This window comes from Bradyrhizobium sp. RT6a, from assembly GCF_040547675.1.
Classification (GTDB): Bacteria; Pseudomonadota; Alphaproteobacteria; order Rhizobiales; family Xanthobacteraceae; genus Bradyrhizobium.
This window is the reverse complement of sequence record NZ_JBEPQC010000002.1, coordinates 1-25,311: the sequence shown is the minus strand read 5'-3', so window position 1 is coordinate 25,311 and position 25,311 is coordinate 1. Positions and strand designations below refer to the sequence as shown.

The following is a 25,311-nucleotide window of genomic DNA, read 5'->3' as shown; positions in this document are numbered from 1 at the left end:
TCTTTGGACTACCTTGATGCAGGCAGTTTCAGCGGGCTTCACCAAATTAAGGGCCCGGCCCTAAGTCTTTCAGCGTCCGCTCGACACACTGAAAGCCTCAAAGCCGAGCCCTTTGGTCCCAAGCCTTAGGAGCCGAAACCACATGAACAGTAGCATCGCCCCTTCCCCTGTCGGCAAGCGCGGCCGCAACAGCAGCGTCATCCTGACCGACCGCCTGTGCGAGAAGCGAGTCGCCAAGCGAGCCAAGCTCTACGACCGCAAATGCCCTGGTCTCTACGTCAGCATCACTGCGGCGGGCGTGGCGACCTTCTCGTACAACTTCACCGATCGGCAGACGGGGAAGCAGCGAACTGGCTGGCTCGGCGTCTACAATCCCGAGACCTTTACCGTCGAGGACCGAGGCTCTCGCCGAAACCTTCCGCGACCAGAAGACCGCAAAAGCGAGGCGCGGCAAGACCGTCGCCGAGATCATCGAGGAGCGGATCGAGTGGATGAAGACGCCAGTCAAGAAGCCGGATGGCGAGATGCGGCCCCGGCTGGAAAGCTGGGAAAACACGGCAAGCCACCTCCACCGTTTCATCCGGCCCCGCCTCGGCAAAAAGTTGGCGATAGAGGTTACCAAGCACGACATTGCGACACTCTCGAACGACATCGTCGCGGGGAAGTTCGGCAAGCCCTCGGTCAGTAACGCGCGTCATATGCGCAAGGCGGCCTCGGGCCTGTTCAAGTGGGCGGCGGAGGCAGGCCGCGACTATGTGACAGCCAACCCCTGCGTCAATCTGCCGAAGCTCGATCCGGAACACCCGCGCACCCGAGTCCTGTCGGAGGATGAGATCAGGATCTTCTGGCACGGTCTCGATCGCAACGACCTGCCCTGGGACCGCCGGACCCGGCTGGCGCTCAAGTTCGAACTCGTGACCATGCTCCGCTCCCGTGAACTGCTCGGTGCGCACCGGGATGAGCTATTCGATCTCGATGGCGACAACCCGCGCTTCGACGTGCCTCTCAAGAGGGTGAAGAAGCGGCGGGCGATCCAGCAGCCATTGTCCGATCTGGCGGTTGAAATCATCAAGGAGGCGCTGGCGTCCGCAGACCAGCAGTTTGTGTTCGAAAGCCCGATGTACAAGGGCCAGCCGATCCACCGCAAAGCGATGGCCGACGCCCTGCGAGGCACCAAGCACGAGAAAAACAAGGAAAAGACGAAGACCGCCGGACTTTGCGAACTGCTCGGCCTCAAGCCGTTCACGCCGCACGATCTGCGGCGGACGGCGGCGACGTTGGCGGGCGATCTCGGCTTTGATGATGCTGCCATTGCCAAATGCCTTGACCACGCGGTGACAAAGAAGGGCGACACCATCGTCGCCGACCGTCACGGGCAAGGTCTACAACCACTCCCGACGGATGAAAGATAAACGTGCGGTACTGGACGGAATCGCCACCGAGCTGCGGCGAATCATCGGGACGCCAGTCACGAAGGCCTGCGGCCAGGAGGGGCCGCGGCTTGCCGCGTGACCGAGTGGCGTCATCCCATGAGCGTTAGGCCGGCAAGCTTCCCGTAGAGGGCTAGGCCCTCCCCTGCGCAGAGAAGGCGACGACCCGAAAGTAAATCAATGGATTGAGATTGATGTGTCCCAGTTTATGTCCCAATCAGCTGGAGCCGGGCTGGGTCTGCATTGAACCAGCTTGCCGGTAAAGCTGAGAACGCGATAGCGTTAGGAGCGAATTCCGACGCCGGCCATCCCAAATCAACGTTACATCCTTCGTGCTTCACGATGATAGAGAGCGTGTCCAGTTGGTTCGCCAGGGCGATCCAGCTCTTTGAGATGCTCAACAGCACGGTCGTTCGTCGGGCTGAATTCTTCGGGTTGGCACCCAGCCTTTTGTGGTGCGCCGCGTAGGCTCGGCATTCTTCGGCGGTTGGCATTGTGTCCGTTCCGGGCGGAGGGCCGCAATTGATCCACCCGTGCAGGACGACGTACCCGACCACCTTTGGTTCCTGCCGCCATTGTCCGCGCTTTGCTACCAAACCGCCCGCTTCCCCGCCTCGGTGCCGGGAACGAGCGCGTCGCTTTCATCGCTGGTGATCGCGACGGCATCGTCCCTGAGGCTGCCATCCGGGCCAACTTGCAAGCTCAATGGCGACCACCGCGAGCTCCGCCTGCGAACTGATCTTCAAACGATCGATCATGAATTGACGCTGCGCAGCGATGAGAGCGGCGCGGCAACCGAACTCTCTGGCAATCTGTTTGTCTGTCTTTCCGTCTGCGAAGCGCCTCAAGAGCTTCTTTCGCTGCGGCGATATCGATACATCGAGTGCTATCATGGTCGACCTATTTCGGAACGCACTCGACATTGAAGGCGATAATGATCTGAGCTGGGTCTGCCTTACCCAAGCTCTTCAGGTCTTCCAAGCCGCTTCTCAGCTTCGTTCCGGCCTCTTTCAAGCTGCCTTCGAGCTTTGACTTGGCCGTGTTACAGACCTTCTCGTTAGAAAATCCTTGGAAGACCACGGTGGGCAGAAGACGCCATTCCGCCCCGTCGTTTGTAGCGGCTGCGGGGACCAAAAGGCGCTCAGGACGAGTTTGTTCTTGCTACCATCGCCCAGAACCTGCGGCGGCTGGCGTCGCTGGGCGCTCGTCCGCCACCCGCTCGGGCTCTGTGCACTGCGTAGCGTTCCAGTTGCGTAGAGAGCGTCAGGGCCGGCGCATCAAGCCGGTCGTCCTTAGCGAAATCGCCGAACCATCCATCGCTCACAGCCGACTTTTGCAACAAAATCGGCCAGAAGCTGACGTTGAGGCGCAACACCGTCCAGTTTGTAGGACCTCAGATGAGGTGGAAGGTGATTGCGATTAAGAAGAACACGACCAGTCCGATGCCAACCATCTTGAAGATGTAGGCATCCTCGACATCCCGCCCAAGCCATTCGAAATCTGGCCCCCACAGGACGGTTGCGACAAACCCTAGAACGAACGTAGTGATCACCAGCATAGCGTAAATGGTGCCCATTAATGAGCTTTCATTCGCCTGCGCGATTTTGCGGGATCATATCAACGACAGTCCGTCGCGGCGATGACACCAAATACGCCGATAAACAACCCGGCAAAACTCGAAACGAGTAATACCAAACAGTCCGCTGTGACGGCAGTAAATTGCGAACCTAGAACGCGACCTAATAGAAGCATCAGCAGCAGAAAAAATCCCAAGCAGAGCACCGGCAAAAGCGCACGCCGCCGCGCCGCGAGCCGCTGAGTAGCGCTGGCCACCCGAAAGTCCTGCAACAAGTTCCAGGACCGACGAGACGATACGTGGGCACTCAGGGCTCCTACGATCAAGCAGGCAGTGAGGAAGTACATCAGGCATTGCCTCGCGCTGAAAAACGCGAAGAGGCGTTTACCCAAAGTCCGATGTTGATGGCGATCTGGAGGGTGGCCATTATGAGGAATGCGCTGACGACTGCCGACAGAGACCGCCCATCAACGGCATATTGCTTGTAAAGGTTCTGACTGGAAAAGGCCATCAGGCCAACGCTATACGCTGCATATGCCACGGAAAATGCGCGCCAGAATTTGCGCGGCAAAAAGTCAATCTCAAATGCCATAAGTACAAGACCGGCCGCCGATAGCGCGCTCATCATCAGGTGGATGAGTCCTGTCGAAGTGTAAGGTTCTGAGTCCGCAAAACTCCAACCCGTGAGCACGACAATTAGCAGTGCAAAGAGCTTCCAACCCACGCCGACTTCTCCCGCCTTTACCGCGACCTTGGGTAGAAGTAGCGGGTGAATTTCTCGCTTACGTGTTTGGTTTAGCTTTGGTTGCGGCGATTGCGTAAAAGCTTCAGATCCGATGAACCGGGCACGAAGTGAGCGTTAGTTTGAGTCTGCTTTGGGTCAGAAGCGGTCCTCGACCGGCTGCGTGCCGCAGGTCAGCAAAGGGCCAGAACCGGACCTTCGTTGCTGGCTTTCTCGCGGATCACAAGTAACGCACAGTATGCCGTATCGCTATCTCGACCTATTAAGCATCCTGCCGTCGTTCGATGCCCGGAAAGCAACATAGCACGGACGACATGGCAGGCGGCCCGCGCGGCTGCACTTGGGGAGTGATCCATAGGCCGAGCTGAACGATCTCTCGTTCATCCACCATACATCCGACACGGCACAATACTTGCTACACTGCGGGGAGGCCGATTAGTGCGTGCGGAGTTGTTCCCAGATGGGACGAAAGGTCCGGGCTTCAAAGAAGCAGAAGCGTGTTACGCCGGACCTATTGATCCTGGCTGCTGAGCTTGAGAGGCTGAAACGAAAGCGCGCATCAATCCCCGACCTCGAAAAACCCTGGAGCGAACTGCAAGCACTCCGAGAGCAAGTTAGAAAAGCCGAAATCAGACGCCGGCACTGGACGGGCTACGTCGCGGTCCGATCAATACGTAAGTCATCGATCCGTTTTCCAGACTTCAATAGGTTTGTTACCCAGCGAGGCTGCTTACCGCGTCCGGCCCAAGTCTCCGATCCATTTAGTGGGTTTCGATACTTTGGAAGGACCTTGGGATAGCGCCGTCGGGCGCGAACAGTTTGCCGCGTAAGAGACCCAACCGCGCCGCCGAGCTTAGCCAACCGCTCTTCTAGCGCCTTTTGTTTCGCCGCAAGTTTTCCTGGGAGAATGGCCTCGGTCTGGCGGTAGAAATCCCAAAGCTGGTCGATGGACATCTGCGCCAAGGTGTCCCTAGACGGTTTCATATCTTGCTCCCTTTACGGAGGAAACACTGGAAAATTTAGGTTCCAGCATTGGATCTTTTTGTGGTTTCTTAGCGCCTGATCCTCGTCCAGAAATTGACCCTTCGGCGACGACCTGCCTGCGTTCCGCGACATTGCTTCAGCAGCGTGGCAGTTGTTTTTGCCACACATCATAACGGATCGTGACGCCTTGATTAACGCAAGACGATACCCGCGTTCAGGGCGCGTCGATACGCTGGAGCCCGCAATGGGTCAAAGGCTGCCTCAAGCCAAGCCGAATGCGCTGTTCGGCTCGCCTCCCGAAAGCTGACACCTCAGTCGTCTGCGCGGAGGGCAGCCACGGGCCACAAGCGGGAATGCCCAATGAGCAACTCAAGCCTCACCGCACAAGGTCAGATGAAGTTCACTCCCTTCAGGCCAGCTAGCTACAGCAGCCCTTGCCATTCTCTTGAACCGGTGGACAGCGATCGGTGCCGAAGGGAACACGCAGCAGTCGCCAGGGAGCGGCTTCAGGCGCTCGCACAGCCTCTGCAGTCATAGAAGAACTGGCAAGCGTCGGTCGGCATGACCTCGGCAGCAGCGTGACCGCACTTGGGACACGTGATCGTGGAGTTCATGGTCATTTACCTTCAAGCGCGCGGGGGCACCGAGTAAGGAGCTGCCGGCGAGCCTTCTTCAGATCGGTCGCCAGTTTTATCTTCTCTCTCAAAACGAGGATTTCGGAATATTCCTTTTGGATCTCTGGGTGGATGCGAAGTGCTTCAAGCTGCTGGGCGGTCAGTTTGAGAATCGCGGCAATATGCCGTACTCTGGATGTGGTGCATGGCAATCAAATCCGCTGTTGAAAAACGGAACGGAAACGATACCGCGAACTGCGGTGCGGCGTCGCCGGAATAAACAGCCAACATTACTGTCGTTTGATGCAGCGCCTTCCTTTCTAGCGGAGCTTCCTAATCATTTCGCGGAGGTCTGCGGCATAATCTTCGATGATGCGCCCTCCGGGCCTCGTCGCTCTCGCGGGGTTGCCCTTTCTGGCTTGTCCGGCGGCTTATCAATCATGGCGTCACACCATCCGTCCGGCGGCAGACAGCTTTGATCTGGATCAATTTTTCGCTCCAGGGTGAGCGCGATGCGTTGGAGTCCGCAATGGGTCAGAATGCGAAAAACTCAACGTGAGCAAATCTGGTCCGTCATGCCTCGGTGAGCGGGCCTCGTGGAGGGGCGCGACTTTGCCGATTGGCCAACACCCAAAACGGCCGCCCTATCCGATCGCTTCTCAGCGCACGCGAGAATTATGTCGAAACATGAGCTAAGGAGCTCAGAGCGGCAGCACATGATTGGTAGTCAAGCCGCACCACGTTGTGGTGTTGCTGCAATCATTCGCCAATTTCGGCGAGCTGCGGCGCAGGACGAAGCACACGCCGCAAAGTGTCCGCTTCCTCCACATGACGCGGCAGGTGAAGGTTTCGGAATGTTCGTCGAACGATAGCGCAAATTCGCTGGCGAATATGTAGTACGGCGTGGAGATGCAGGCTCCCAGGGTGCTGATGTCGCGCACCACGCACGGATGGGTCCCACTCAATCCACCAAACGACAGCCGCGCCGCCCGGTTGATCGGTATCCGCTCCATTGCCCGACGTTCGACCATGGCGAGATTCTCCAAATGAGGAGGTAACTTCCAATCGAGCGATCGCAGCGATCGCGATTGCACCTCTACGTCTTCCGATCCCGCCGAGCCCGGAAAACGGCAATATCTGCACGTTGATCTGCACGGCCTAGGCTAACAAGCAGTATTATTGTCTCATTAAAATTAAACCAGACCGCGTGGTTAATCCGCCGACGTTGGTGCCCACCTTACAAGCAAATGAAACCGCTCAAGGACAGGTCTTTTTCCGCGAAAGTGAAGTATTTCACAGCACTTTCACAAACCTGAGCTACTATTAGTTGAACTTAATGGATCATTTTATGTCTCGGCCTGACGACGGTGGTTTTTAAATAGTCATAATAAGGGGTGTTGATGAGTAGGCGTGGTCAGGGGCACAACCGCATGACGGTTCTGCACGAACGCGTTTGGTGTCTAAGATCTCAGCTGACAGAGCTTCAGAACCTTCGCAGCCGGGTTGAGCAAGCCGAGGAACGAAAAGTCGGCAAACGTTCAAAAGTCACAGGTGTCTCGGCGATGCGTCGCCGATTGCGGCGACAGCGGCGTTTTGTTTTCTAGCCGCAAACCGTGGCGACGAACGTGCCGTAGGCTCGCAGCCACGAAAAGCCTTCATCAGAGATCGCTCTGGCCGAAAAAAGCGCCCGCGTTGACTTGTTCGGCTTTGGGTCAAAAGCGGCGGTCGCGGCAAGTGCAGCTCGGCGTCGGTTTACCTTTGTCAGCGGACATCACGCCGCTGAAGCGCTCTTCGGGTTAAGTCATGAACGGACCCCCCCTTCTCGCTCGGAGAGTCGTAGTCGGACCTCCATTCGGAGAGGTCGCTGTTCTATCCGCGGTTGGTCGGCGGCTAGACCCGTCGGGCGCAACAAATGTTCTTGTTTAGACGCGGTAGCATCGGCAGTAGTGTGCGTTTGCGCGCCCTGCGTGCGCTCTATCAAAGCTTCATCAAGCAAAATGGCCCGGAAGCGCGTGCGCAACGTCTTCTGCACGATTGGTTATCTCCACAGCAGCGTGCGCAATATGATGCCGAGGTTTTTTCGAAGACACCGGCTCTCACACCGGCCGACGATATCGAATTCATCAGGGCACCATGAGCAATGTTTTGCAGCTTGATGAAGAAAAGCAGCCTAAGATCGGCTGGTGTTTCGTTCCCGAACGGGCTCTGCTAGCTGGCGACGTGATGCTCGCCCAGAAGATCGCGCTCGAAACCGACGAAGCCGCGGTGCTCGCGCTTGCCCACCGGTTTTCTCCGAGACTGCCCTCTCTGCCCCGAGTAGCTCGGCGCGCTTACTAGGCCTCTCATGGGCGGGGCCACCGCTTGCGACAGCGGCAGCCCCTAGCGGCGGAGGCGGCGTTTACCTCCGCGGCTACAGGTAGCCTCAACCCGGCGATCGCTTTGTGCAATGTGATCTACCTGTTAGGCCTTACCTGGCGGCTTCTCAAGCTGCTCCTCGACGAACATCAGGATAAGACGTCGCGCGTCCTTGTCTGTGATCTTCTGGAAGGCTGTGATCAGGCGCAGCATCTGCAGATCTTCAACTGCTTTGGTCATGGCAAAGACCTCATCAGAAAAACGGAACGCTGAAATACGTGAAATTATGCAGCCGTTTTTCCCGGAAAGGAACATGGAATTTGGTTGAAAGTTAAACCTCCGCTGGCTCGCTGGCGGAGCGGCCCCGGCCACCCTCAAGAGCCGGGGCCGTGTCTCCGCCCGGTCGATTGTATGGAGTAACCGTATGCGTACTTCGCCCGCGATCGTGCCGGCCGATCGCCTCGACCCGACATCTACCTTGTGCTCGAAGACTTCGGCGCGCGTGCCGGCTGCGCATGACGAGACGGACAAAGCGGACACCGATCTCGAAGCCGTGCTGCAAGGCCTCCTCTCCGGCCAGTACGCCTATCAGGTCCGGATCGTCTGCTTCAACGCGATAGAGGGATGGTCGCGCGACGCCACCTCCGACGTCGCCGACGCGCTGGCCCGGCGCACGGTCGACAACGACGAGGAGCCTGCCCGCCCTCGAGGGTTTCATCAGCGCCAACGCGAGCAGGCGCTTGGACATACAGCTCACGCTGCCGCTGAAGGGCGCCGCAGCGTGATGTTCCGGGAGGGCAAGGCGGAAGGCCCTGCGCCGGAAAGCGAGCGCCACTTCATCCGCTGCCCGATCTGCGACAAGGCCAGCAAGACTACCCACCGTCGGCAGGGATCTGGAAAAGACCGAGTGCACGCCCCGCCTGACCCCGGCATCCGAGCTGCGAGGCTGCTTATTGTTGGAACGCCATGCCGATCTAGCGAAACGCCGCATCCGCATTTCGCAGCGTGTTCGTGTTGCGAGCGCTTGGACCTACAGAGCGTCACATTCCCGGATGAACTCGCGCGTACCGCTGCCGAACCTCCAACTTCTCGCGCCACTCCGTTGCGCCTCAGGAGCGTATGGCGTCAATCGCGTGGGCGATCAGGATTGCAGCGCTGACTGCGATGATGATGACTAGCAGCCAAGTGATCAAATTCGTCTCCATCCCCGCCGTGGAGTGAACGCGCTCAACCGCGCACAGTCAAAAACAACCCGCCGAAAAGCTTAACCTCGGCGCTGGGCTGAGGATTCGAGGCAACTCTTGCGTCCGGATTCGGTCCTATCGGCGAATGGGCCCGCCATCCAAGTTGTGTTGCCGTGATCCTCAAAGCGCAATTCGGGCGTCGGATTACTACCGGCTTGCAGCGAGTTTGCGGCTTCTAGATGCTTGCAACGTATTTATCTGGCTGGAGGCATACTCACCGGTAGCATCCTTAGTGTTCAATGCCTTCTTGTACTCGGCGACGTCCTTTTGGACAGGAGACGTTACAGATCCGACAGACCAACTTTCGGCTAATGTCGGAGTTTCGAGCCCTGGTACCATTTGAAAATAGTTGAAGCTTAAAGCATCCGTCTGTACTCTAGGATGTTCGCTAGCGATCTATCTAGAATGCGACCGACATATTCGTGTCGCGGTCCGCCAATCTTTCCAGCTCAATCTACGCTGTTTCACGGAAAGCGTGAACTGAATGTCACCTTCCTCTACCGACAAGATCGCGCTCTTTATCGATGGAGCCAATCTCTACGCGACGGCGAAAACTCTGGGCTTCGACATCGATTACAAGCGCCTGCTGAAGGAGTTTCAGAGCCGCGGGACGCTGCTTCGGGCGTTCTACTACACCGCGATCATCGAGGATCAGGAGTACTCCTCGATCCGCCCGCTGATCGACTGGCTCGACTACAACGGCTACACCGTGGTCACCAAGGCGACCAAGGAGTTCATCGACGCCTCCGGCCGCCGCAAGGTCAAGCGCAACATGGACATCGAGCTCGCCGTGAACGCGATGGAGCTCGCCGAGCACATCGATCAGATGGTGCTGTTCTCGGGTGACGGCGACTTCCGCTCCCTGGTCGAAGCCGTTCAGCGCCGCGGCGTGCGGGTCACCGTGATTTCCACAATCGCAAGCCAGCCGCCGATGATCGCCGACGAGCTGCGCCGCCAGGCCGACGTCTTCACCGACCTCGTCGAGCTGCAGTCCAAGCTCGGCCGCGACCCGTCCGAACGCTCCGCCCTGCGCGATCGCGATGCGCGTGGACACATGCCAAAATTCTTGCAGGAAGCGAAGGGAAACGACCCACAAGACTAGACCCTGAAGGCGGCGCCCGCATTCCACCAGTGCGGATGGGCCGTTAGCATTTGTCACTTGAGATATTGGCGACTGCTCGATGTCGCTTGCATGAAACGGGCGGCATCCGGCATCATGTTTTTGCTGGCGAAGCGAACCTGCTGTGGCTCTGAAGAACCCCGACGCCATTGCCGTCATCGTGACCGCCCTCCGGCTTTCTCACGGCGACGAAGCTGCACGAGCCATGCTGGTCGGCGGCATGAGCCTGGCCGCGCTGATAGAGACGATGTTCTCCGCACCGATCGGGCGACGCGATGCCGTTCACAACATCACACGCGCGTTGGACGACTTCGCAATTTCGCCGGAACTCGGTCCGGTCTGGCACCTTCGCTACGTTTACGAAAGTCATGGGTCGTTTCGCGTCGTCGATATGGAGATTGCGACGCCAACCGGCACACTGTCCAGTAAAGACGTCTGGCTTCGTCTGCCGGTCTAGCTACCTCGCCACCTCTGCAATGTGACCAGTACTGTCCACGATTAGCGAGCGCGCGGTGCCTTCCTTGACGGCCTTGTAGGTCTTTATCTTTCCGGCTGGTAGTTCCTGGATATGCGAATAGCCGGCGGCGCGAAGCTTAGATCATCTCCTCCGACGTCAGGCTGAGCGCGGACGAGGATCCCCAAACCAGTGCGAGGCAGCCGTGATGAAAGATCGCAGCACTTGCCCTCGCTTGCGCGCTCGCCGCCACCGGGTTGGCCCGCTAGCCTAATTGGCCTCAGACCCGAAAAACGCCTCCAGCCCCGTGTCTATCGCCGCGATGTCTCGCTCTATCTGGGCAATCGCCAACCTGGCGGTGCATCCTTAGATCCTCAAGCGACTGGCGGTCTCTCAGTCTCGCGTAACTCCCACAACCTAAGGACCTCATTTTAGCTAATTTTCAGATTTAATTCTATTTAAAAAGCGTATTTAATGTAACAGTCCAATTTAATGTGGTATTTATTTAAGCCACGCCGGGTTGGATCGGCTACCGAGATTCTAACGAACTCTTTTGAAGCAGTAGGTGCGACGACAATCGACGTGCGCTCTGCGGGGCGAACCCTTTTCTCGGAGAAAAGCTATGGAGCAGAACAGTTTTCATTCGACACGCAACCCAAAGTCCGGCTCAATCAGCTTCGGCCGTTCAAAAGCAAATTGCTTGATCCGCAGCATCTCTGTATACGGTGCCGCCCTTGATATTGCAGGAAATGAAAAGATTCCCGACGAATTCGCGCTGACTGTCATTCCGGACGGTGACCCACGTCGCTGTTCAGTCGTCTGGCGTAAAGAAAAACGTATCGCCGTCGCATTCTATTGATACGCCGCCAGCTCATGCGGATGCAGGATTCAGCAGCGGCAAGCCGCCTCAATTTGCAACCTCGAGCGCTCGTTAGCCAACGCGTATTTTGCCAAGGGCAAGGCGCCGCCAGCCTACGTATGCGCGATTACGGACTCGCGGCCCGACGCGTCGTTGTCCGGTAAGACGCGCCGGGCCTGACCATTCCCTGCTTTTCCCGTAAGGTTTGGCTGACCCAGCATAGAGCGATTCTACAAGCGACTTATACGTCTTCGTCCTGTGCACCGCTCCTCTCGGTTCGGAGCAAAAGTCCCATGTCTCGGGCCACACGTTAACGGACGCAATATACCTTCCAAGCTCGGTTGCGATTTCACCCGCGGTCGAGCCAAACGTTGGTTTGCGGTTTCGCACGCGCCAAGCTCCGGGTTCGCAGGGGAGATTAGCAAAATCGTTCCGCTCTTGGAACGAAATGCCCACTGCATGGACTTCTGTTCTACCGAATTTGTATTTGCAAACGAGACGAAGCTAGGCCAGAATTTTCCTCACCGGGGCTGGTTGCATATTTCACTTGGTCCTTTGAACCCGGCTTCATTTGACCACGCGAGGGCCGCAGCGATTTAACCTCCCGCTGCGGCCTTCGCCATATGGCGGCAAGCGTGAACCGGTGGGTCTCCGAAGATGGCCGTTCGACAAAGCGCCTCGTCAGTTTTGCTTCCCATGCATACAGGCGATCACGAACTGCCGCTTTGCGCGACTTTGTCCCTTTCCCTTCCGCCCGCACTCGAATAACCACGTTCGGTAGCGAGCCGCTGGCGCTTTCCAATTTCTGAGGGTTGCGAGGCGTGCCCTGCTGAGCCTGTACAGCGCCTCCGACCAAAGCCAGAGCAATGGAAGCAAATAAATTCGGCCTAATCATTCTGCGCGCTCTCTACCTGCAGTTGATCAAATCACTACAAGATAATAGTGGCCCTGCCTCGGCAATCGCTCTCAATGTTTGCCCGGCGGCTTCATTTTCGCTCGTCGGCTCAGGGGACACCTGGCAGGTCGGCGGAGCCTCAAGCGACTTTTCCCTACCTACGACGCGCAGTAGCTCGCGCGCGCCTCGACCTACTAGGAATCGATAATTTGTGAGGTACTTACGATGCCGCTTTGATGGCGGCATGCACGCTCGCCGTCGATACACAAAAATGGGCCGGTCACTATCCGCCCCGCAGCCCCGCTGAATGGCTGGCTGACGGCCATGTGACCTGCAGCATCCAGTGCCTGAACGGCCGCTGCGATCGCAGGGTCGACGTGCGGCTCGACACACTCCCGCAAGATCAGCCTTGGTCGCGCGTCGGCTTGCGCATGGTCTGCTCAGCATGCGGCGCCGCAGGATCTGTGCATATCGTCCCGAACTGGCATGACAGTCGCGGGCAAGTCAGGCCAAGCATGGGCGCTTGAGGTTTTGATTCCAGCGATGAAGCACGTTACCGAACGCCCTTTTGCCGATCCACAAGCCGCAGCCCGCAAGCTGCTCGAGCTCGCCGCCGGCATAGAGCCAGTCCAGGACGGCCGTATCCACATCGAGAAGATCAACTACTCTTTCCTCTCCACGCTCAAGGGAAGCGGCGCGGAGTTCGGCGCCGGCGTCAGGTGCGCTGTCGAAAAGGGCTAGCTCGAGCTGCATGAGAGCGGCACCTATGTGCGGCTGCTGACGCCCGGGCAGAACCTCTTAGCGTTAGGAACCGGCCCAGGCACAGTCTGCTTGAGTCCGCGCTGGCTCGCGCCCAATGGAGCCGGCGGAGCGGCCCCGGCCCATCCTTCCAGCCCCACTGAAGCCGGGGCCGTCTCTGAGCCGGGCGGCCTTGCCTTACTCCTCAAGGGCGGAGCTCGGAGAGGGTCCGCCCGAGCCCCTATCAAGCGCAACAGCGTCCTCCCTCTAGGACCGCTCGGTATGCTCACAAACTTAAATCACGCGACGGCTTGAATGGTCTGTGCACTTCAGTCATGGGGATTAGGCCGCCCACTGAGGCGGCCTTACTCTTTGGTCTCGGTCTAAGTCTGCGCGCCGCATTGGCACTTGAACATTCGCACGATTTTACCGTTTTGCGGGTTTAGCATCTTCAACACGGAGCCGGGCTTCCTGCCACACTCGCCGCAGGGCCTCACCGGGCTAGGGTCAAAGCTCGAAAACACTTCGTTCTTAAAATCGCGGTCCACTACTATCACCAAACCATTGAGCGAGTCTAAGTGCATATTGTACACTTGTTCCAACCGTTTCCACCGATGACCCCAGACGAATACTCTCAAACGGGCGGAGCGATACCGGAAGGTGCTGGAAACGGCCAAGAACGCCTTCACGCGCCACCATCTTGAAACGATGGAACGGAGCTACCGGACCTTGGCTCATAGCGAGCGGACGCTGGCAAATCGGGGCGCCTCGCGGAGGCCTTGGACAGGCTGGAAGGCCGCCAGCCCGAACCGGCGGGCCTGAGATTGTTGCGCGGAAGCATCAAGCTCCGACGGTTGCTTAAAAAGATCTACCCCTTCATGGGGTGGCACGCTCTTTGCCAATTGAACGTCCCAGAGCATGGAGGCGTGCATCGATGGGACAGCGACAGCGTATCTTACGGCGCCCGAAGCCCAGTTTGACACATATCGCCCGCGAGCTAGTGAAATTGCTGGACGAGATCGAGGAGCTCGATGAGTTGAGAGAAAGGGTCCGGCTCGCAGAGGCCAGTCGGGTCTTGCATTAGGGCTCTCGCCGCTTCCGGAAAGGGATCACCCGTCCCCCGCTCGGCGCGCTCCGTTCGCAGTCGCGGTTGCTCCACCGGGGTCGCGGTGGCAGGATGCACTCTCTTGTTGCGACAAGCTGTGGCTCAGTCGAAACATGGAGGGCGCGCCGGATGCTTGCCCCGAACCAGCCGTTAGGATGGCTCCTGCGGTTGCCATTGCAGATCGTCTCGCCAACCGCTGTGGCGCGAATCCTGATGGGGCCGAACCGTGGCCTGAAGTGGGTTGTCGGGGCTGGTAATCATAGTTGCTGGCTCGGCACATACGAACGCGTCATCGCAAAATCGATCGCTGCACGGGTGAAACCGGGAATGACGGTATTCGACGTCGGTGCGCACGCAGGATACTACACGCTGATGCTCTCTCGGCTTGTTGGGCATCAAGGCCGGGTGTTTGCCTTCGAAGCGAATCCGGAAAATGCAAAGAAGCTCCGCCGGCACCTGCACATCAACCGCGTCAAAAACGTCGAACTGATCGAAGCCGCCGTCTCCGACCAAAGCGGGATGGCCTTCTTCGAGATCAATGCGCACCTCGGGAAATACGGCTACATGGGGACGCTCGCCGAAACTGGAATCCCTGTTCAGACCGTTGTGCTGGACGACTTTCCTGTCCCGGATCTAATCAAAATGGATATAGAAGGAGCCGAAACACGCGCGTTCGTTGGAGCCTCCCGTCTGCTCTCAGAGCAGAGGACGGCCATCTTCCTCGCACTGCATGATCAAACTCTCGCAGAAGCCCCCGCCATTCTCAAACGCCACAACTTCCTGCTGCAGCCAATCGCGGAGCGAGAGATGTGGGCCATGCCCGCGAGAGCTCCAGATAAATAGTTGCGCTGCGGAAGGGCGCTCCTAGGAGAGCAACGCCCTACCCCTGCCGGAGTCGGCTTTTGGGCCCGAAGCGGACGTCCATTCCAACATCGCCGCAACAACTTGTAAGGGCCGTGAACCTAGTCAGCAACCTTGACCAACGGAAAACCACAAAACTCTGCTAGGTTCGACCGTCCGGGCGTGTGGCCCGTGCGGGGAGGCAATGGTGACAGACTCTGAAGTCTCCAGCGACCGACCGAATAAACCAGCATCCGATGGTGACCCACTCAACAAAACGCCATCTGACGACGAACCTCCGGACCAATCGGCATCGACTCGCAACTTCAAGGGTCGCTTCCGGGTGCGAATGCAAATGATCGGCGGGGCGCTCGCTTCGATTGCGGCTATCGGTGCGATCGCGGGTGGCCTCGTCGGCTATTGGACTGTGTGGAAGACGCTCCGCACCGACGTGTTTCCGGACAAGCAACAGACGCAGAGGGAGGCCACTGCCCGGCCCGACATTGCTCCCCGCTTGTCACTTGTCATTCTGCCGTTCGCAAACGTCAGCAATGATCTGGAGCAGGACTATTTCGCCGATGGCATCACGACCGACCTGACGACCGACCTCGCGCAAATGCCCGGCGCGTTCGTTATCGGACGCGGAACGGCGTTTACATACAAGAACAAGCAGATCGACTTCAGGACGCTCGGCAAGGACCTTGGCATCCGCTGGGCGGTCCAGGGCGCGGTGCGGCGCAACGGCGATCAGGTTCGGGTCAACGTATCACTTACGGATATCGCGAGCGGTCGGGACGTCTGGTCCGATCGTTTCGACGGCGACCGTACGAACCTCGCCGCCTTACAGGACCAGATCACAGCGCGGCTCGCTCGCTCGCTTAACATTGAACTGATCCAAGCCGAAAGCCGTCGCAGCGAAGTGGACCGTTCGAGAAATCCCGACGCCACGGATTTCACGATGCGCGGCTGGGCAAAACTCTATGGGCCGCAGTCGAAGATCCAAAACGGTCAGGCAATGGACCTATTCGATAACGCGCTACGCCTCGATCCGGACAACGTTGAAGCCATTATTGGCAAAGCGCGGTGTCTGGCGGCTGGTGTGAACAATCGATGGTCTTCGTCCGTTGTTGAAGACAAAAAGCAAGCGATCTACCTCATCGACAGAGTTCTGTCCAAAACCCCGGCAAGCGCGAGTGCTCATACGACCAAGGGAACCATTCTTCTATTTGGACGTCCTGAGGAGGCATTGGCTGAATACGATGCGGCGCTTGAAATTGATCCAAATAGTCCAGCTGCCTACGCTGCTAAAGCAATTGCACTCGTCGCCTCCGGGCGCGCGCGTGAAGCCTTCTCGCCGGTCCAGTTGGCTCTCCGTCTCAGTCCCAGAGATCCTTTTGCTTTCCAATGGCACTTCTGGCTCTGCCATGCACACTTGCACTTGCACCAATATGGAGAAGCCATCGAGGAATGCGGGCGCTCGGTCAATCTGAACAACTCGCACATGTACGCTTATGTAGATCTGACATCGGCTTATGGAGCCACGGGGCAATTGGAACAGGCACACCGGAGCTTGACTGAATTGAACAAGCTGCGGCCAAACTTCACGGTCCACTGGTACCGTGATCTTGTTTACTCAATGTCAACGAACCCGCAGTTTCGTCGAGAGATCGACGACATTCTCGATGGGCTGAGGAAGGGAGGGGTTCGGGAGCAATAAGAAGCAGGGCTATTCGCTTGCTGACGTCGGCCTCTTACATCTCGAATGTCACTGATTGGCCCTTAGCCGAAGGTCAATTGAGCGCGTGTCATGTCGGCTGTCAGGGGCAAACCGGACGTCGATCCCACTTGGCGTCCACCGCTGGTTTTGACCCAAAGCGGCCCATCAGGTGAGTCGCATTGTCTTACCTAAATTTCAACCGTTTCTTTGGCGTCCTCCGTCCGTCGGGGGTACAAGACCAGAGCCGCTGGTCGCATTTAGAACTGAACGTGCAGACGCTTGCTCACCGACTAGGAGAGCACGATGAACTCGCAATCGGAAGGCCTCCGCGCTATGGTTTCTCGCCCTGCCATGATTGTTTCCACGGCGGTTTTCTTAGTGTTGTCTTGCCTGGCGAGCCAGAACTGTCGCGCCGAAGACAAGGCGGTCAGAATTGTCGTGCTTGGGGATTCTCACACTGCCGGTAGCGGTATCGCTGTTGGCTACCGCTTTACGGACCAACTTGAATTTGCATTGAGCGCCAAGGGAAAAGCAGTTGTAATTTTCAATGCCGGTGTTGTTCATGATACAGCTGCAAACGGCCTTGCCAGATTGGATCGAGCGGTCCCGGACGGGACCAATGCGGTAATTTTGCAGCTGGGCGGAACTGATTGTTGAGAGGCACCGATCCAAACGTCACTCGCACAGCGCTCGCGGCGATTCTGCGAAACCTCCAATCCCGGCGAATTGTCGTCCTCCTTTGCGGAGCGCGACCTCACACCATCTTCGGGCATGAATACGAGAAAGCCTTTGCTGCGATGTTCGTCGGACTTGCCAGCGAGTACAATGTGCTGCTCTACGAAGCTTTTGACGACGCCTTTGTCGACGATCCTCAGCTTAAGACTCTGGGCGGCCTGCATCCCAATCCGACTGGGCTCAAAGAGGTCGTCACGCGCATACTGCCCAAAGTCGAGGCTCTCATAGACCGCGTGAGCCTCGGAGACCGTTGATGCTCTAGTGCAGCTTCATTTCCGCTTCTGGGCCCTTAGCGGACTTACTCATCAGCTGGTTCTGACATCCGATAACCGTCCTTAGCGGACACCAGGATTCCCGCACCGTGTGCTCACCCTGAGAGAGTGGACGAGGGCCGGGAAGCCACTCACTTTCAGCGAGATGCGCGAGATGGGCCTACGCGATGTTCTGGTCTACTGCCACTCCGGCCACAACGTTGCACTCAGCGCCGATCGCTGGTCGGACGATGTTCGCCTGTCTGATATCGAGGCGCGTTTTGTATGCGCCGGATGCGGCAACCGAGGGGCTCAGGTCAGACCGGATTTTAGCGCCGGCAAGCCGCCGCAGTTTGCGAAATCGAGCGCTCGTTAGAGGAACGAACGCGCAGAGGAAAAATTGGACGTTTTGCTAGCTCTCTTCTTCGAGCTGGCGGAGCGGCCCCGGCATCAACCCTCAGGCCCCCAAGCCGGGGGGCGTCTCTCAGTGCGCCAGCTTCCGCTGAATTGCCAAAATGTCCCGGTGCCTTTCGACCGCCACGCTTTCATCTGCCAAATGGCATAGGCGACCGCTAAATCAAACTGGCGCCGAGGTGGTACTGCAAAAAGCCGGCCTCAGACGAGGATTCCTGAGGCCGGAAGTTCTACGCGTCCGCTCCGAGACATCGCCCGGAGCTGGAGGCGAACGCACCCAGATTGCCGATTGTTCCCGATCTTCGGGACCTGAGAGCCGGCGCACTGATGCATGTTAAGCCTTCTGCCGATTGTGAAATTGATCATATTGCGAGCCAGAGATGCTGCGGTACGATCATCGCACCGGGGCTGGCCGCATATTTCACCTAGTCGTTTTTCACCCGGAATTTTTGACCGCGCGGGCCGCAGCAGCAATCCTCCTGCTGCGGCCTTCGTGTTCACGGCTCTTAGTACCAATGACTTCGGCGTCCTGTGCCATTGGAGAAGGTATTATGTCCAAAGAGAAAAATTGCCTGATCGTTCGTGCTGCGGGACGACAACTGGACCTGTTACGCGGCGAAGCCTCCCGCATCGCTAAAGGCAGCAACGTCGATTGGTGGATCGATCAGGCGGAGGTCGGCACTCGCTTCTGCTTCGAGGATACAAAAGCAAAAGAGGCATTCGTTCTCGTTTGTGACAACTTCAGTATTCCCTGCCAAGACGCCTAGCCCAAAGCCGACTTTGCAAGCCCCCCGGCAGTGCGCCAGCAAGCGGCCTCAATTATTTTGCCAAGCGCATGGCGCCGCCAGCCTGCGTAATGCGCGATTACGCACTCGCGGCCCGACGCGTCCTTGTCCGGTAAGACGCGCCGGGCCTAACCATTCCCTGCTTTTCCCGTAAGGTTTGGCTGAGCCAGCATAGAGCGATTCTACAAGCGACTTATCCGTGTCTGTGCAATCCCCAAAACGCAATTAGCGGGAAGGCCATGGCCCCGACCCCAGCAACATGAGAACGGTTTCCAGCATGACGAATCAAGCTCCGGCTCGTGTGCAGAATAGCCGGGATGAAATTCGCCTGATAGCCGCTCTGATGGTGGAGACGGGCCGCTGAGCATCTAGAATTTCTCTGACGATCTTTAGCCTCTTCATCGTCGGCAAAAAAAGAATCCGCCGGCGGAAAGGCCCAACTGAGGGCACCTTTCTTATCTCTCTTAATGCCTAGTTGCGAGGAGTCTTGTCTTCTCGGTTGAGCAGGCCAAGCCGTCGCTCCAGCTCTTGCTTTTTGGCCACGAGCCTCACGGCAAGAACGTCATTTACGACCGCGTGGAGTTGCCACAGCTCTTCAACCGACATGCTCTCAAACGGCTTCCGTTCCATGAATCCCCCGACTCACGTGTTCCCACAGCTTGGGCTTACAAGCGGGAGCCGGCAACTCTTTGTCGGTTGAGCGCGGAAGGTTATCTACTGTGACGGCGTGTGCGCGATTTTTCGGAAGCTCGCCGACACGACCTCGACAGGTAGCGTCGCAACTCAGCTTGCATTAATCGGTGTCGCAACACGCCCAATTCGGCAATCTGATGTTCTAGAAATGCGAAACGTTGATGCAAGGCGATAGCGGCATACGGGATACGATCAGAAATACTCATCACGACCTCAAAATAATAAAGACCGCAAAAACATCTCGACAATCTGAGCAGTACGCCAGAAGACCGACACAATTGCAAGGCGAAGCCATTTCGCATTTGCACACAGCTGGCAAAGACGTGGGCCGCGAGTTGAGGCTTTGAAGGAACCGAAAGGCGCGCGGGCATTTGAATTCGCACTAGCTCGCCCAAGCTGGCGGAGCGGCCCTCGGCCTGATCCCCAAAGGACCCTCCAAGCCGGGGCCGTGTCTCCTTCGATGAAGGAGTGTCTAGCTTTGCTCGATGTTTCGTGCGGCCAATTCCTGGTCCAGCTCCTTCAAGCGAACGAGTAGATTTTCAACGATCTCCATGCAGTCAGAATGCCTCAACGAGTGCACGCCACGCGCAGCCAGCTCGAATATTGCAGCCACCATGCTTTGGATGCTCACTAATCCCCCGGCAGGAAAACATTTGCGCCGCCAGATACGGCTCAACAAAGAATTGGGTTCACTCAGGGGAAAGGCCGCAGCGTGGTTCCAGCCCCACTGCGGCCATCCCGGGCAACTGCAAATAGCTTGGTACTCAAATCTCGCCGGTGTTCCGACAGTAGAACACCCCGTTCCGAAAATGGACTCCGTACAACTACCGGTGGCGCCTTGTCACTTCAGAGCGAACATGGCACGGCTGGCTTTCCAGCCCCCAATGCTCCCGGCAGCCGATCCAATTGCGGATTAGAGCGCCGGGAGTGCTAGGCCCACCAGCGTGAACCGGCGAAAGAGCCGCCCACTGACGGCCGCTCGTATCGTTTCTCGAGTCCACGCAGGACTGCCAAGGTGCGCTGGGCCTGCCGCGGGCAACGCCTCAGAGAGTGACGCTGGTTTAAGTTTTTACGCCAGCCCGAATCATGCACTTAGTGCGTGAGCTTTGAAGGACTGCCATGAGCGAGGCTTCACATGGGAAGGCCTGCTGTAGTTCGGACCCTAACGGTCACAATCGACAGTGTTGCGCATCACGGGACATATTTTGTCCAGAACTCCATCGTGTACCTGCAATCGGCGCTTGGAAGTAAGGCAACCCACGTGCGAGGGGTGCCGCCAGAAATGACGGCCAAGCTGCTCCTGTCTGAACTCGTTCGCACCCGCGCTGGGGCAACGCACTAAGATCAGAACCAGCTGCGGTTATTTTGGAAGCACGCCTGTTTGGTGCGGTCCCAGATGAAATCCCCGCCGCCGCAGGGTGGACGGGGGCGAGAGGTCGCCGGGCATTCGTTCTGAACCTTGGCTCCCGTGCCCCAGCCGTCGACGACACATGCGCCACCGCTTGTCCTATGACAGCCCTCGCCACAGCCACCCGCGGCGTGTGCCCCACTAGCAGCAGCAGCGAGAACCGTGGTCGCGAGGAGCATTCCTTGTAAGATTTTTATCACTGCCAGACTCCTGAAAGCGACTGATCCCGAGCGAGAAGGACGAGATAATAGCTCCTGCCGTGCCTCTTAGCTACGATCAGCGCGGCGCGAAGTCCTCGGCGCCGCACCGAACCGCTCGAGGGCTGCGCTCCCCAGTTCGAAGCTGTTGATCCAGCAAATTTCTACAACCTCTGAAAAAAGCGACTAGGTCAGCAACAGCTGCATTTTCGAATCATTTATTGTCTCCGTACTGGAGAAACGTTCTGTTCCGGAGGCGCGTGTGAGCCACTTTGTCTCGGTCTGCTCTTGCTGGCCAACTTGATGCTAATGCTATGTTTCGGCTTGGCGGCGTGGCGCGTTTCGGATGAGGGTGGCGCTGGTAACGCCACAGGAACGGCGCGTGGCTGGGTGCAAACCTCGGCTAACTGACGTATCCGCCTACCCCTTCGCGCGTATTTTCTCGCAACGGCGTCCTTGAGGCGAGCTTATTCATCTAGCTTCATCCTTGACGATGACTGTCAGGCAAGCTGGTGGGCCTGCGCCGTCCAGCTCCGGGCGATATAGTCGATCAGTCAATAACATTGACGCAACCGGAGCGCGCGTATTGCCGAAATTTCCCGAGTGTGGCGGGCTAGGCACATCGCCTGCTGATTGGATCGGCTAGATTCACGCCGGAATGCCGGACATCCAAAAGAGCCGGCGTCGTTGGGCTGAAACGTGGATGGAGCAAAAAGTATGAAGAAGATTTGGTTGAGTGGTATGGCCTTGCTGGCGGTGAGCATGGCGGCCCCCGCCTCAGCGGCTGATCTGGCTGCTAAACCTTACGTCAAGGCCCCGCCCCCGATGGTCGCGCCGATTTATGATTGGACCGGATTCTACATCGGCGCAAACGGCGGTTGGGGACAAAGCCATGGCTGTGTGGATTTCGTGACGCCAGCAGGGACGGTCGCAGGTGGTTGCGCCGATCGCTCCGGCGGCCTCGCTGGCGGACAGATCGGGTACCGCTGGCAAACCAATCAGTTTGTGCTCGGCCTGGAAGCGCAGGGAGATTGGGCAGAAATCAAGAATACGCGCGTCAGTCTGATCGACCCGCTGATTTCGACAACCGGTAAGATTGACGCCATCGGACTCTTCACGGCGCAGCTCGGCTGGGCGTGGAATGCCTCGCTGTTTTACGTGAAGGGCGGCGCCGCCGTGACGCGCAACCGATTCGATATATTCAACAACGTCACCGGGGTCGGCCTGGCATCGGCGGGCCACACACGCTGGGGCGGCGCCCTTGGCGTGGGCTGGGAGTACGGCTTCACGCCCAATTGGTCGTTCGGTATCGAATACGACCATCTCTGGATGGGGCGTGATAATGCCGGCTTCGCAGGCGTAGTCACTCCCGGAGGGTTCGTCCTCACCGGCAGCGGGGTCAGCCAGGATGTGGACATGCTCACGCTTCGGTTGAATTACCGTTTCGGTGGATACGGCGCCCCGGTCGCGGCCAGATACTGATCGCCCCCACCTTGGCAAACCAAAGCCCCGGCATGCCGGGGCTTTTTTGTTGTGTCTGAGTTGGGTCGCAAGCGGCGGTGGACTCAAAAGCGGGACCGGCGTCCGGTTTGCCTCTGACAGCCGACGTGACAGGTGTTCAACCGCTCTTCGGCTTAGGGCCAAAAAGCCACTTGTTCTGCTCGGAAGAGATGATAGCCCCCCGACGTGAGTCATTCCGGCAGTCCCGCCTTGCGGATGCCCTCGATCGTCAAACGGTTATGCCGGTGCCACTGGGCGCCACGTTTCAACCATTCCGAAACTCGAAAATTCGGTTCGATCGCCAATAGGTGGGCAACCGCCTGCTTCACTTCGGCCTCACATTCCAGATGAGCCAAGGCCGATGCAAGGCAGCGATAGGTCGTCGCATAGGTCTGGTTTTGACGAGCGGCTTTCCTCGCAACAGCGACCGCATCGTCGAAGCGCCGAAGCTCGATCAACGCAATTCCCATGGGCGCAAGCGCCAGGAAAAGCATAGGGTCGAGCGGATTCAAGCGAACCGTCTTTTCAAAACTTCGAACGGCCTCCGCGGCCTTTCCCCCAAACAGGTAGGCATACCCTCGCATGTTCCATGCAAGAGCCGAATTCGGATTGAGAACGACCGCACGGTCCACCATTTCCGCCGCAGTGGGAAAGTCCTCTGTCAGATAAGAGGTCACAAAACCGACGCTGGCCAGGAAGTCGGGATCATGTTCGTCGATACTGAGCGCCAACGAAAAAAGCCGTGTCGTTTCCGCCATCTCGCGGTTCAAGTCATTGGCCCAACCCTGCGCTATTCTGAGCGCGTGGCAGCTACCCGCCAGATGGGCGGCAAACCCATAGTTGGGGTCGATCTCCAATGCGCGTTCGCTCAGCCGGAGCGCTTCGGCGAGCCCTTCATGGGTCATTGAGTGGAAATGTGGCTGCGCGCGGAGGCAGAGGTCGTACGCACTGAGGTTGGCTGGTCGACGCCGCGCCGCCAGCTCGATCTCGGCCTTCTGTACGGTCGGCTCAATAGCGGAGACTACGCCTTCGGTGATCATGTCCTGCAGAGCGAAGACGTCGTCTAGTCTACCCTCGAAACGATCCGCCCAGAGGTGTGCACCCGTCGTCGCATCGATCAACTGGCCTGTGATGCGAAGCGTCCCCGCCCCCTTGCGCACACTACCCTCGACGACGTAACGGACCCCAAGTTCACGCCCCACCTGTTTGATATCGACAGCCTTGCCCTTGTAGGTGAAACTCGAGTTGCGGGCGATCACGAAAAGCGACTTGAAGCGGGAGAGTGCGGTAATGATCTCCTCGACTATGCCATCGGCAAAATATTCCTGTTCTGGATCTCCAGACATATTCTGGAACGGCAACACAGCGATCGAGGGTTTATCGGGCAGGTCAGGCCTTAGCGGGGTCTCAGCGTGCTTGGATATCGACGAAAGCTTGTCGTCGATCAGGAGCCGCCAAGTGAGCATCGGCTCGGCAATGTTCTTCAGCGACTGCAGACCCATTTCGTCGAACGCCAGCCCGGCTTTGCCGCGAATTTGGCGTTGCGCGTCATCTGAAACGCAGATGCCCCCCGGTTCGGCAATCCCTTCGAGACGGGCCGCGATATTGACGCCGTCGCCGAAAATGTCGTTCTCGTCGATGATGATGTCGCCAACGTGAATGCCGATACGAAATTCGATCCGCTTGTGTTGCGGCACACTGATGTTTTGCGCCGCCATGGCTCGCTGAATTTCAGCGGCCCCCCTCGCGGCGTCAACCACGCTTGCGAATTCGACCAACATGCCATCGCCCGTGGTTTTTACCATCCGTCCGCGATGGGCGGTGATAGTTGGATCAATAAGGTTCTTCCTGAGCGATTTAATCTGGGTCAGCGTGCCTTCCTCATCTGAACCCATCAAGCGACTGTACCCGGCGACGTCCGCCGCCAGAATAGCCGCAAGTCGACGCTGCAGGTGCTCCTTTGTCACGTAGGAACCTCAGACGTGTTCAGCTCCGCAGATCAAAGCATGCCGCACCTTCTTCGGCTAGGCTCAACGTCCGAACTGGGTCAAAAGCTGCGGCAGACGCCAAGTTATATCGGCGTCCAGTTTGCCCTACGGCCGACATGACGCGCGCTCATGGAGCTCCAGCTATCAGCTCTATTTGGCAGGCCGTTGACATCTGCAACCGCGGCCGCGCCCCGCGGCCCGAACGAAGAAACCCGCTTAGGATGGTCGCGGCATGTCGCGTTAGCAAACCCTTAATTTTCGAACATTCCTCGAGAGGAGGAAGTCATCATGCATTTTTGTATGACAGGGCAATACACACCAAAATCTCTCAACAGCATCATGGAAAATCCCAAGACCAATCGGTACGAAGCGGCCAAGAACCTCATCGAAGCCGCCGAAGCCGATCCATGACCGCTTGTGACCCTGGCTGGTGAAAACACCGCGCCTGGGATACGCCAGTGGCCATCTCATGACAGTGTCTCATCTGTCGTCGCGCTGTTTGCATGCAATCCGCCGCGCCACGAGGACAACCATTAGGCGAAGCGCTCTTTTGGGTCACTTAAACGCTTGCTGAAGTTTGCATCCGCGCCAAACCGGTGCTTTTGGCCCGTTGCAGACCTCCACCATTGCATCAGAGCCAAGCTTCAGTCTCCTTCGATCCAAATTC

Annotated in this window: 23 protein-coding genes and 2 pseudogenes; 15 read left to right on the top strand and 10 right to left on the bottom strand. The window is 58.0% G+C overall.

Annotated elements, in window-relative coordinates; genetic code table 11:
- Window positions 1-491: 491 nt before the first annotated feature.
- Window positions 492-1,412 (top strand): tyrosine-type recombinase/integrase, encoded by a 921-nt coding sequence (locus tag ABIC03_RS09905; protein ID WP_354057625.1) that lies wholly within the window; start codon window positions 492-494, stop codon window positions 1,410-1,412.
- A 659-nt stretch (window positions 1,413-2,071) separates the two neighbouring features.
- Here the strand turns inward: ABIC03_RS09905 and ABIC03_RS09900 are convergent.
- From ABIC03_RS09900 to ABIC03_RS09875, 6 genes and pseudogenes are all read right to left on the bottom strand, one after another.
- Window positions 2,072-2,323: a LuxR C-terminal-related transcriptional regulator gene (locus tag ABIC03_RS09900; protein ID WP_354057623.1), complete on the bottom strand. Its 252-nt coding sequence runs from the start codon at window positions 2,321-2,323 to the stop codon at window positions 2,072-2,074.
- A 500-nt stretch (window positions 2,324-2,823) separates the two neighbouring features.
- Window positions 2,824-3,006, bottom strand: coding sequence for a hypothetical protein (locus ABIC03_RS09895; RefSeq protein ID WP_247503627.1), 183 nt, complete (start codon window positions 3,004-3,006; stop codon window positions 2,824-2,826).
- A gap of 41 nt (window positions 3,007-3,047) precedes the next feature.
- Window positions 3,048-3,353, bottom strand: coding sequence for a hypothetical protein (locus tag ABIC03_RS09890; protein WP_354057621.1), 306 nt, complete (start codon window positions 3,351-3,353; stop codon window positions 3,048-3,050).
- Window positions 3,353-3,730 (bottom strand): hypothetical protein, encoded by a 378-nt coding sequence (locus tag ABIC03_RS09885; protein ID WP_275169727.1) that lies wholly within the window; start codon window positions 3,728-3,730, stop codon window positions 3,353-3,355. The genes ABIC03_RS09890 and ABIC03_RS09885 overlap by 1 nt, the downstream gene beginning before the upstream one ends.
- Before the next feature lie 669 nt (window positions 3,731-4,399).
- On the bottom strand, window positions 4,400-4,702 hold the full coding sequence (locus ABIC03_RS09880; RefSeq protein WP_354057619.1) for an H-NS histone family protein: 303 nt from the start codon (window positions 4,700-4,702) through the stop codon (window positions 4,400-4,402).
- Window positions 4,703-5,150: 448 nt separating this feature from the next.
- Window positions 5,151-5,352, bottom strand: a pseudogene (locus tag ABIC03_RS09875) (GDCCVxC domain-containing (seleno)protein).
- A gap of 110 nt (window positions 5,353-5,462) precedes the next feature.
- Here ABIC03_RS09875 and ABIC03_RS09870 point away from each other — a divergent pair.
- The gene (locus ABIC03_RS09870; RefSeq protein ID WP_354057617.1) at window positions 5,463-5,825 is read left to right on the top strand and encodes a hypothetical protein; all 363 of its coding nucleotides are present in this window, start codon (window positions 5,463-5,465) and stop codon (window positions 5,823-5,825) included.
- A 222-nt stretch (window positions 5,826-6,047) separates the two neighbouring features.
- Here ABIC03_RS09870 and ABIC03_RS09865 read toward each other — a convergent pair whose 3' ends face one another.
- On the bottom strand, window positions 6,048-6,377 hold the full coding sequence (locus ABIC03_RS09865) for a PilZ domain-containing protein (protein WP_275169725.1): 330 nt from the start codon (window positions 6,375-6,377) through the stop codon (window positions 6,048-6,050).
- Window positions 6,378-7,258: 881 nt separating this feature from the next.
- On the opposite strand from ABIC03_RS09865, the pseudogene ABIC03_RS09860 reads away from it, so the two are divergent.
- Window positions 7,259-7,683, top strand: a pseudogene (locus tag ABIC03_RS09860) (hypothetical protein).
- A 123-nt stretch (window positions 7,684-7,806) separates the two neighbouring features.
- On the opposite strand, the gene ABIC03_RS09855 reads toward ABIC03_RS09860, so the two are convergent.
- Window positions 7,807-7,941 (bottom strand): hypothetical protein, encoded by a 135-nt coding sequence (locus ABIC03_RS09855; RefSeq protein ID WP_354057615.1) that lies wholly within the window; start codon window positions 7,939-7,941, stop codon window positions 7,807-7,809.
- A 184-nt stretch (window positions 7,942-8,125) separates the two neighbouring features.
- On the opposite strand from ABIC03_RS09855, the gene ABIC03_RS09850 reads away from it, so the two are divergent.
- The 10 genes from ABIC03_RS09850 to ABIC03_RS09805 all read left to right on the top strand — a co-directional run bounded on the left by ABIC03_RS09850 (window position 8,126) and on the right by ABIC03_RS09805 (window position 18,840).
- Window positions 8,126-8,860 (top strand): hypothetical protein, encoded by a 735-nt coding sequence (locus ABIC03_RS09850; RefSeq protein ID WP_354057613.1) that lies wholly within the window; start codon window positions 8,126-8,128, stop codon window positions 8,858-8,860.
- Between the two features lie 569 nt (window positions 8,861-9,429).
- Entirely contained in the window at window positions 9,430-10,047 is a 618-nt protein-coding gene (locus ABIC03_RS09845) for a LabA-like NYN domain-containing protein (RefSeq protein ID WP_354057611.1), read from the top strand.
- Window positions 10,048-10,189: 142 nt separating this feature from the next.
- The gene (locus ABIC03_RS09840; protein WP_275169721.1) at window positions 10,190-10,522 is read left to right on the top strand and encodes a hypothetical protein; all 333 of its coding nucleotides are present in this window, start codon (window positions 10,190-10,192) and stop codon (window positions 10,520-10,522) included.
- A gap of 619 nt (window positions 10,523-11,141) precedes the next feature.
- Window positions 11,142-11,378, top strand: a complete 237-nt coding sequence (locus ABIC03_RS09835) for a PilZ domain-containing protein (protein WP_354057609.1) — start codon at window positions 11,142-11,144, stop codon at window positions 11,376-11,378.
- Between the two features lie 1,381 nt (window positions 11,379-12,759).
- Entirely contained in the window at window positions 12,760-13,014 is a 255-nt protein-coding gene (locus ABIC03_RS09830) for a hypothetical protein (RefSeq protein WP_502916872.1), read from the top strand.
- A gap of 1,231 nt (window positions 13,015-14,245) precedes the next feature.
- On the top strand, window positions 14,246-14,959 hold the full coding sequence (locus ABIC03_RS09825; protein ID WP_354057607.1) for an FkbM family methyltransferase: 714 nt from the start codon (window positions 14,246-14,248) through the stop codon (window positions 14,957-14,959).
- Between the two features lie 205 nt (window positions 14,960-15,164).
- Entirely contained in the window at window positions 15,165-16,673 is a 1,509-nt protein-coding gene (locus ABIC03_RS09820) for a tetratricopeptide repeat protein (RefSeq protein ID WP_354057605.1), read from the top strand.
- Between the two features lie 303 nt (window positions 16,674-16,976).
- Window positions 16,977-17,330, top strand: coding sequence for an SGNH/GDSL hydrolase family protein (locus tag ABIC03_RS09815; RefSeq protein ID WP_354057603.1), 354 nt, complete (start codon window positions 16,977-16,979; stop codon window positions 17,328-17,330).
- Window positions 17,327-17,662: an SGNH/GDSL hydrolase family protein gene (locus ABIC03_RS09810; RefSeq protein WP_354057601.1), complete on the top strand. Its 336-nt coding sequence runs from the start codon at window positions 17,327-17,329 to the stop codon at window positions 17,660-17,662. The genes ABIC03_RS09815 and ABIC03_RS09810 overlap by 4 nt, the downstream gene beginning before the upstream one ends.
- A 962-nt stretch (window positions 17,663-18,624) precedes the next feature.
- Window positions 18,625-18,840, top strand: coding sequence for a hypothetical protein (locus ABIC03_RS09805; RefSeq protein WP_275169713.1), 216 nt, complete (start codon window positions 18,625-18,627; stop codon window positions 18,838-18,840).
- Between the two features lie 2,055 nt (window positions 18,841-20,895).
- Here the strand turns inward: ABIC03_RS09805 and ABIC03_RS39260 are convergent.
- Entirely contained in the window at window positions 20,896-21,138 is a 243-nt protein-coding gene (locus ABIC03_RS39260) for a hypothetical protein (protein ID WP_502916922.1), read from the bottom strand.
- Between the two features lie 735 nt (window positions 21,139-21,873).
- Between ABIC03_RS39260 and ABIC03_RS09800 the strand changes: the two genes are divergently transcribed.
- Window positions 21,874-22,638, top strand: coding sequence for an outer membrane protein (locus ABIC03_RS09800; RefSeq protein ID WP_354057599.1), 765 nt, complete (start codon window positions 21,874-21,876; stop codon window positions 22,636-22,638).
- A 209-nt stretch (window positions 22,639-22,847) separates the two neighbouring features.
- On the opposite strand, the gene ABIC03_RS09795 is transcribed toward ABIC03_RS09800, so the two are convergent.
- Entirely contained in the window at window positions 22,848-24,623 is a 1,776-nt protein-coding gene (locus ABIC03_RS09795; RefSeq protein WP_354057597.1) for an adenylate/guanylate cyclase domain-containing protein, read from the bottom strand.
- A 309-nt stretch (window positions 24,624-24,932) separates the two neighbouring features.
- Between ABIC03_RS09795 and ABIC03_RS09790 the strand changes: the two genes are divergently transcribed.
- Complete coding sequence (locus tag ABIC03_RS09790; protein ID WP_354057595.1) at window positions 24,933-25,055, top strand: hypothetical protein; 123 nt, start codon at window positions 24,933-24,935, stop codon at window positions 25,053-25,055.
- The last annotated feature ends 256 nt before the right edge of the window (window positions 25,056-25,311 follow it).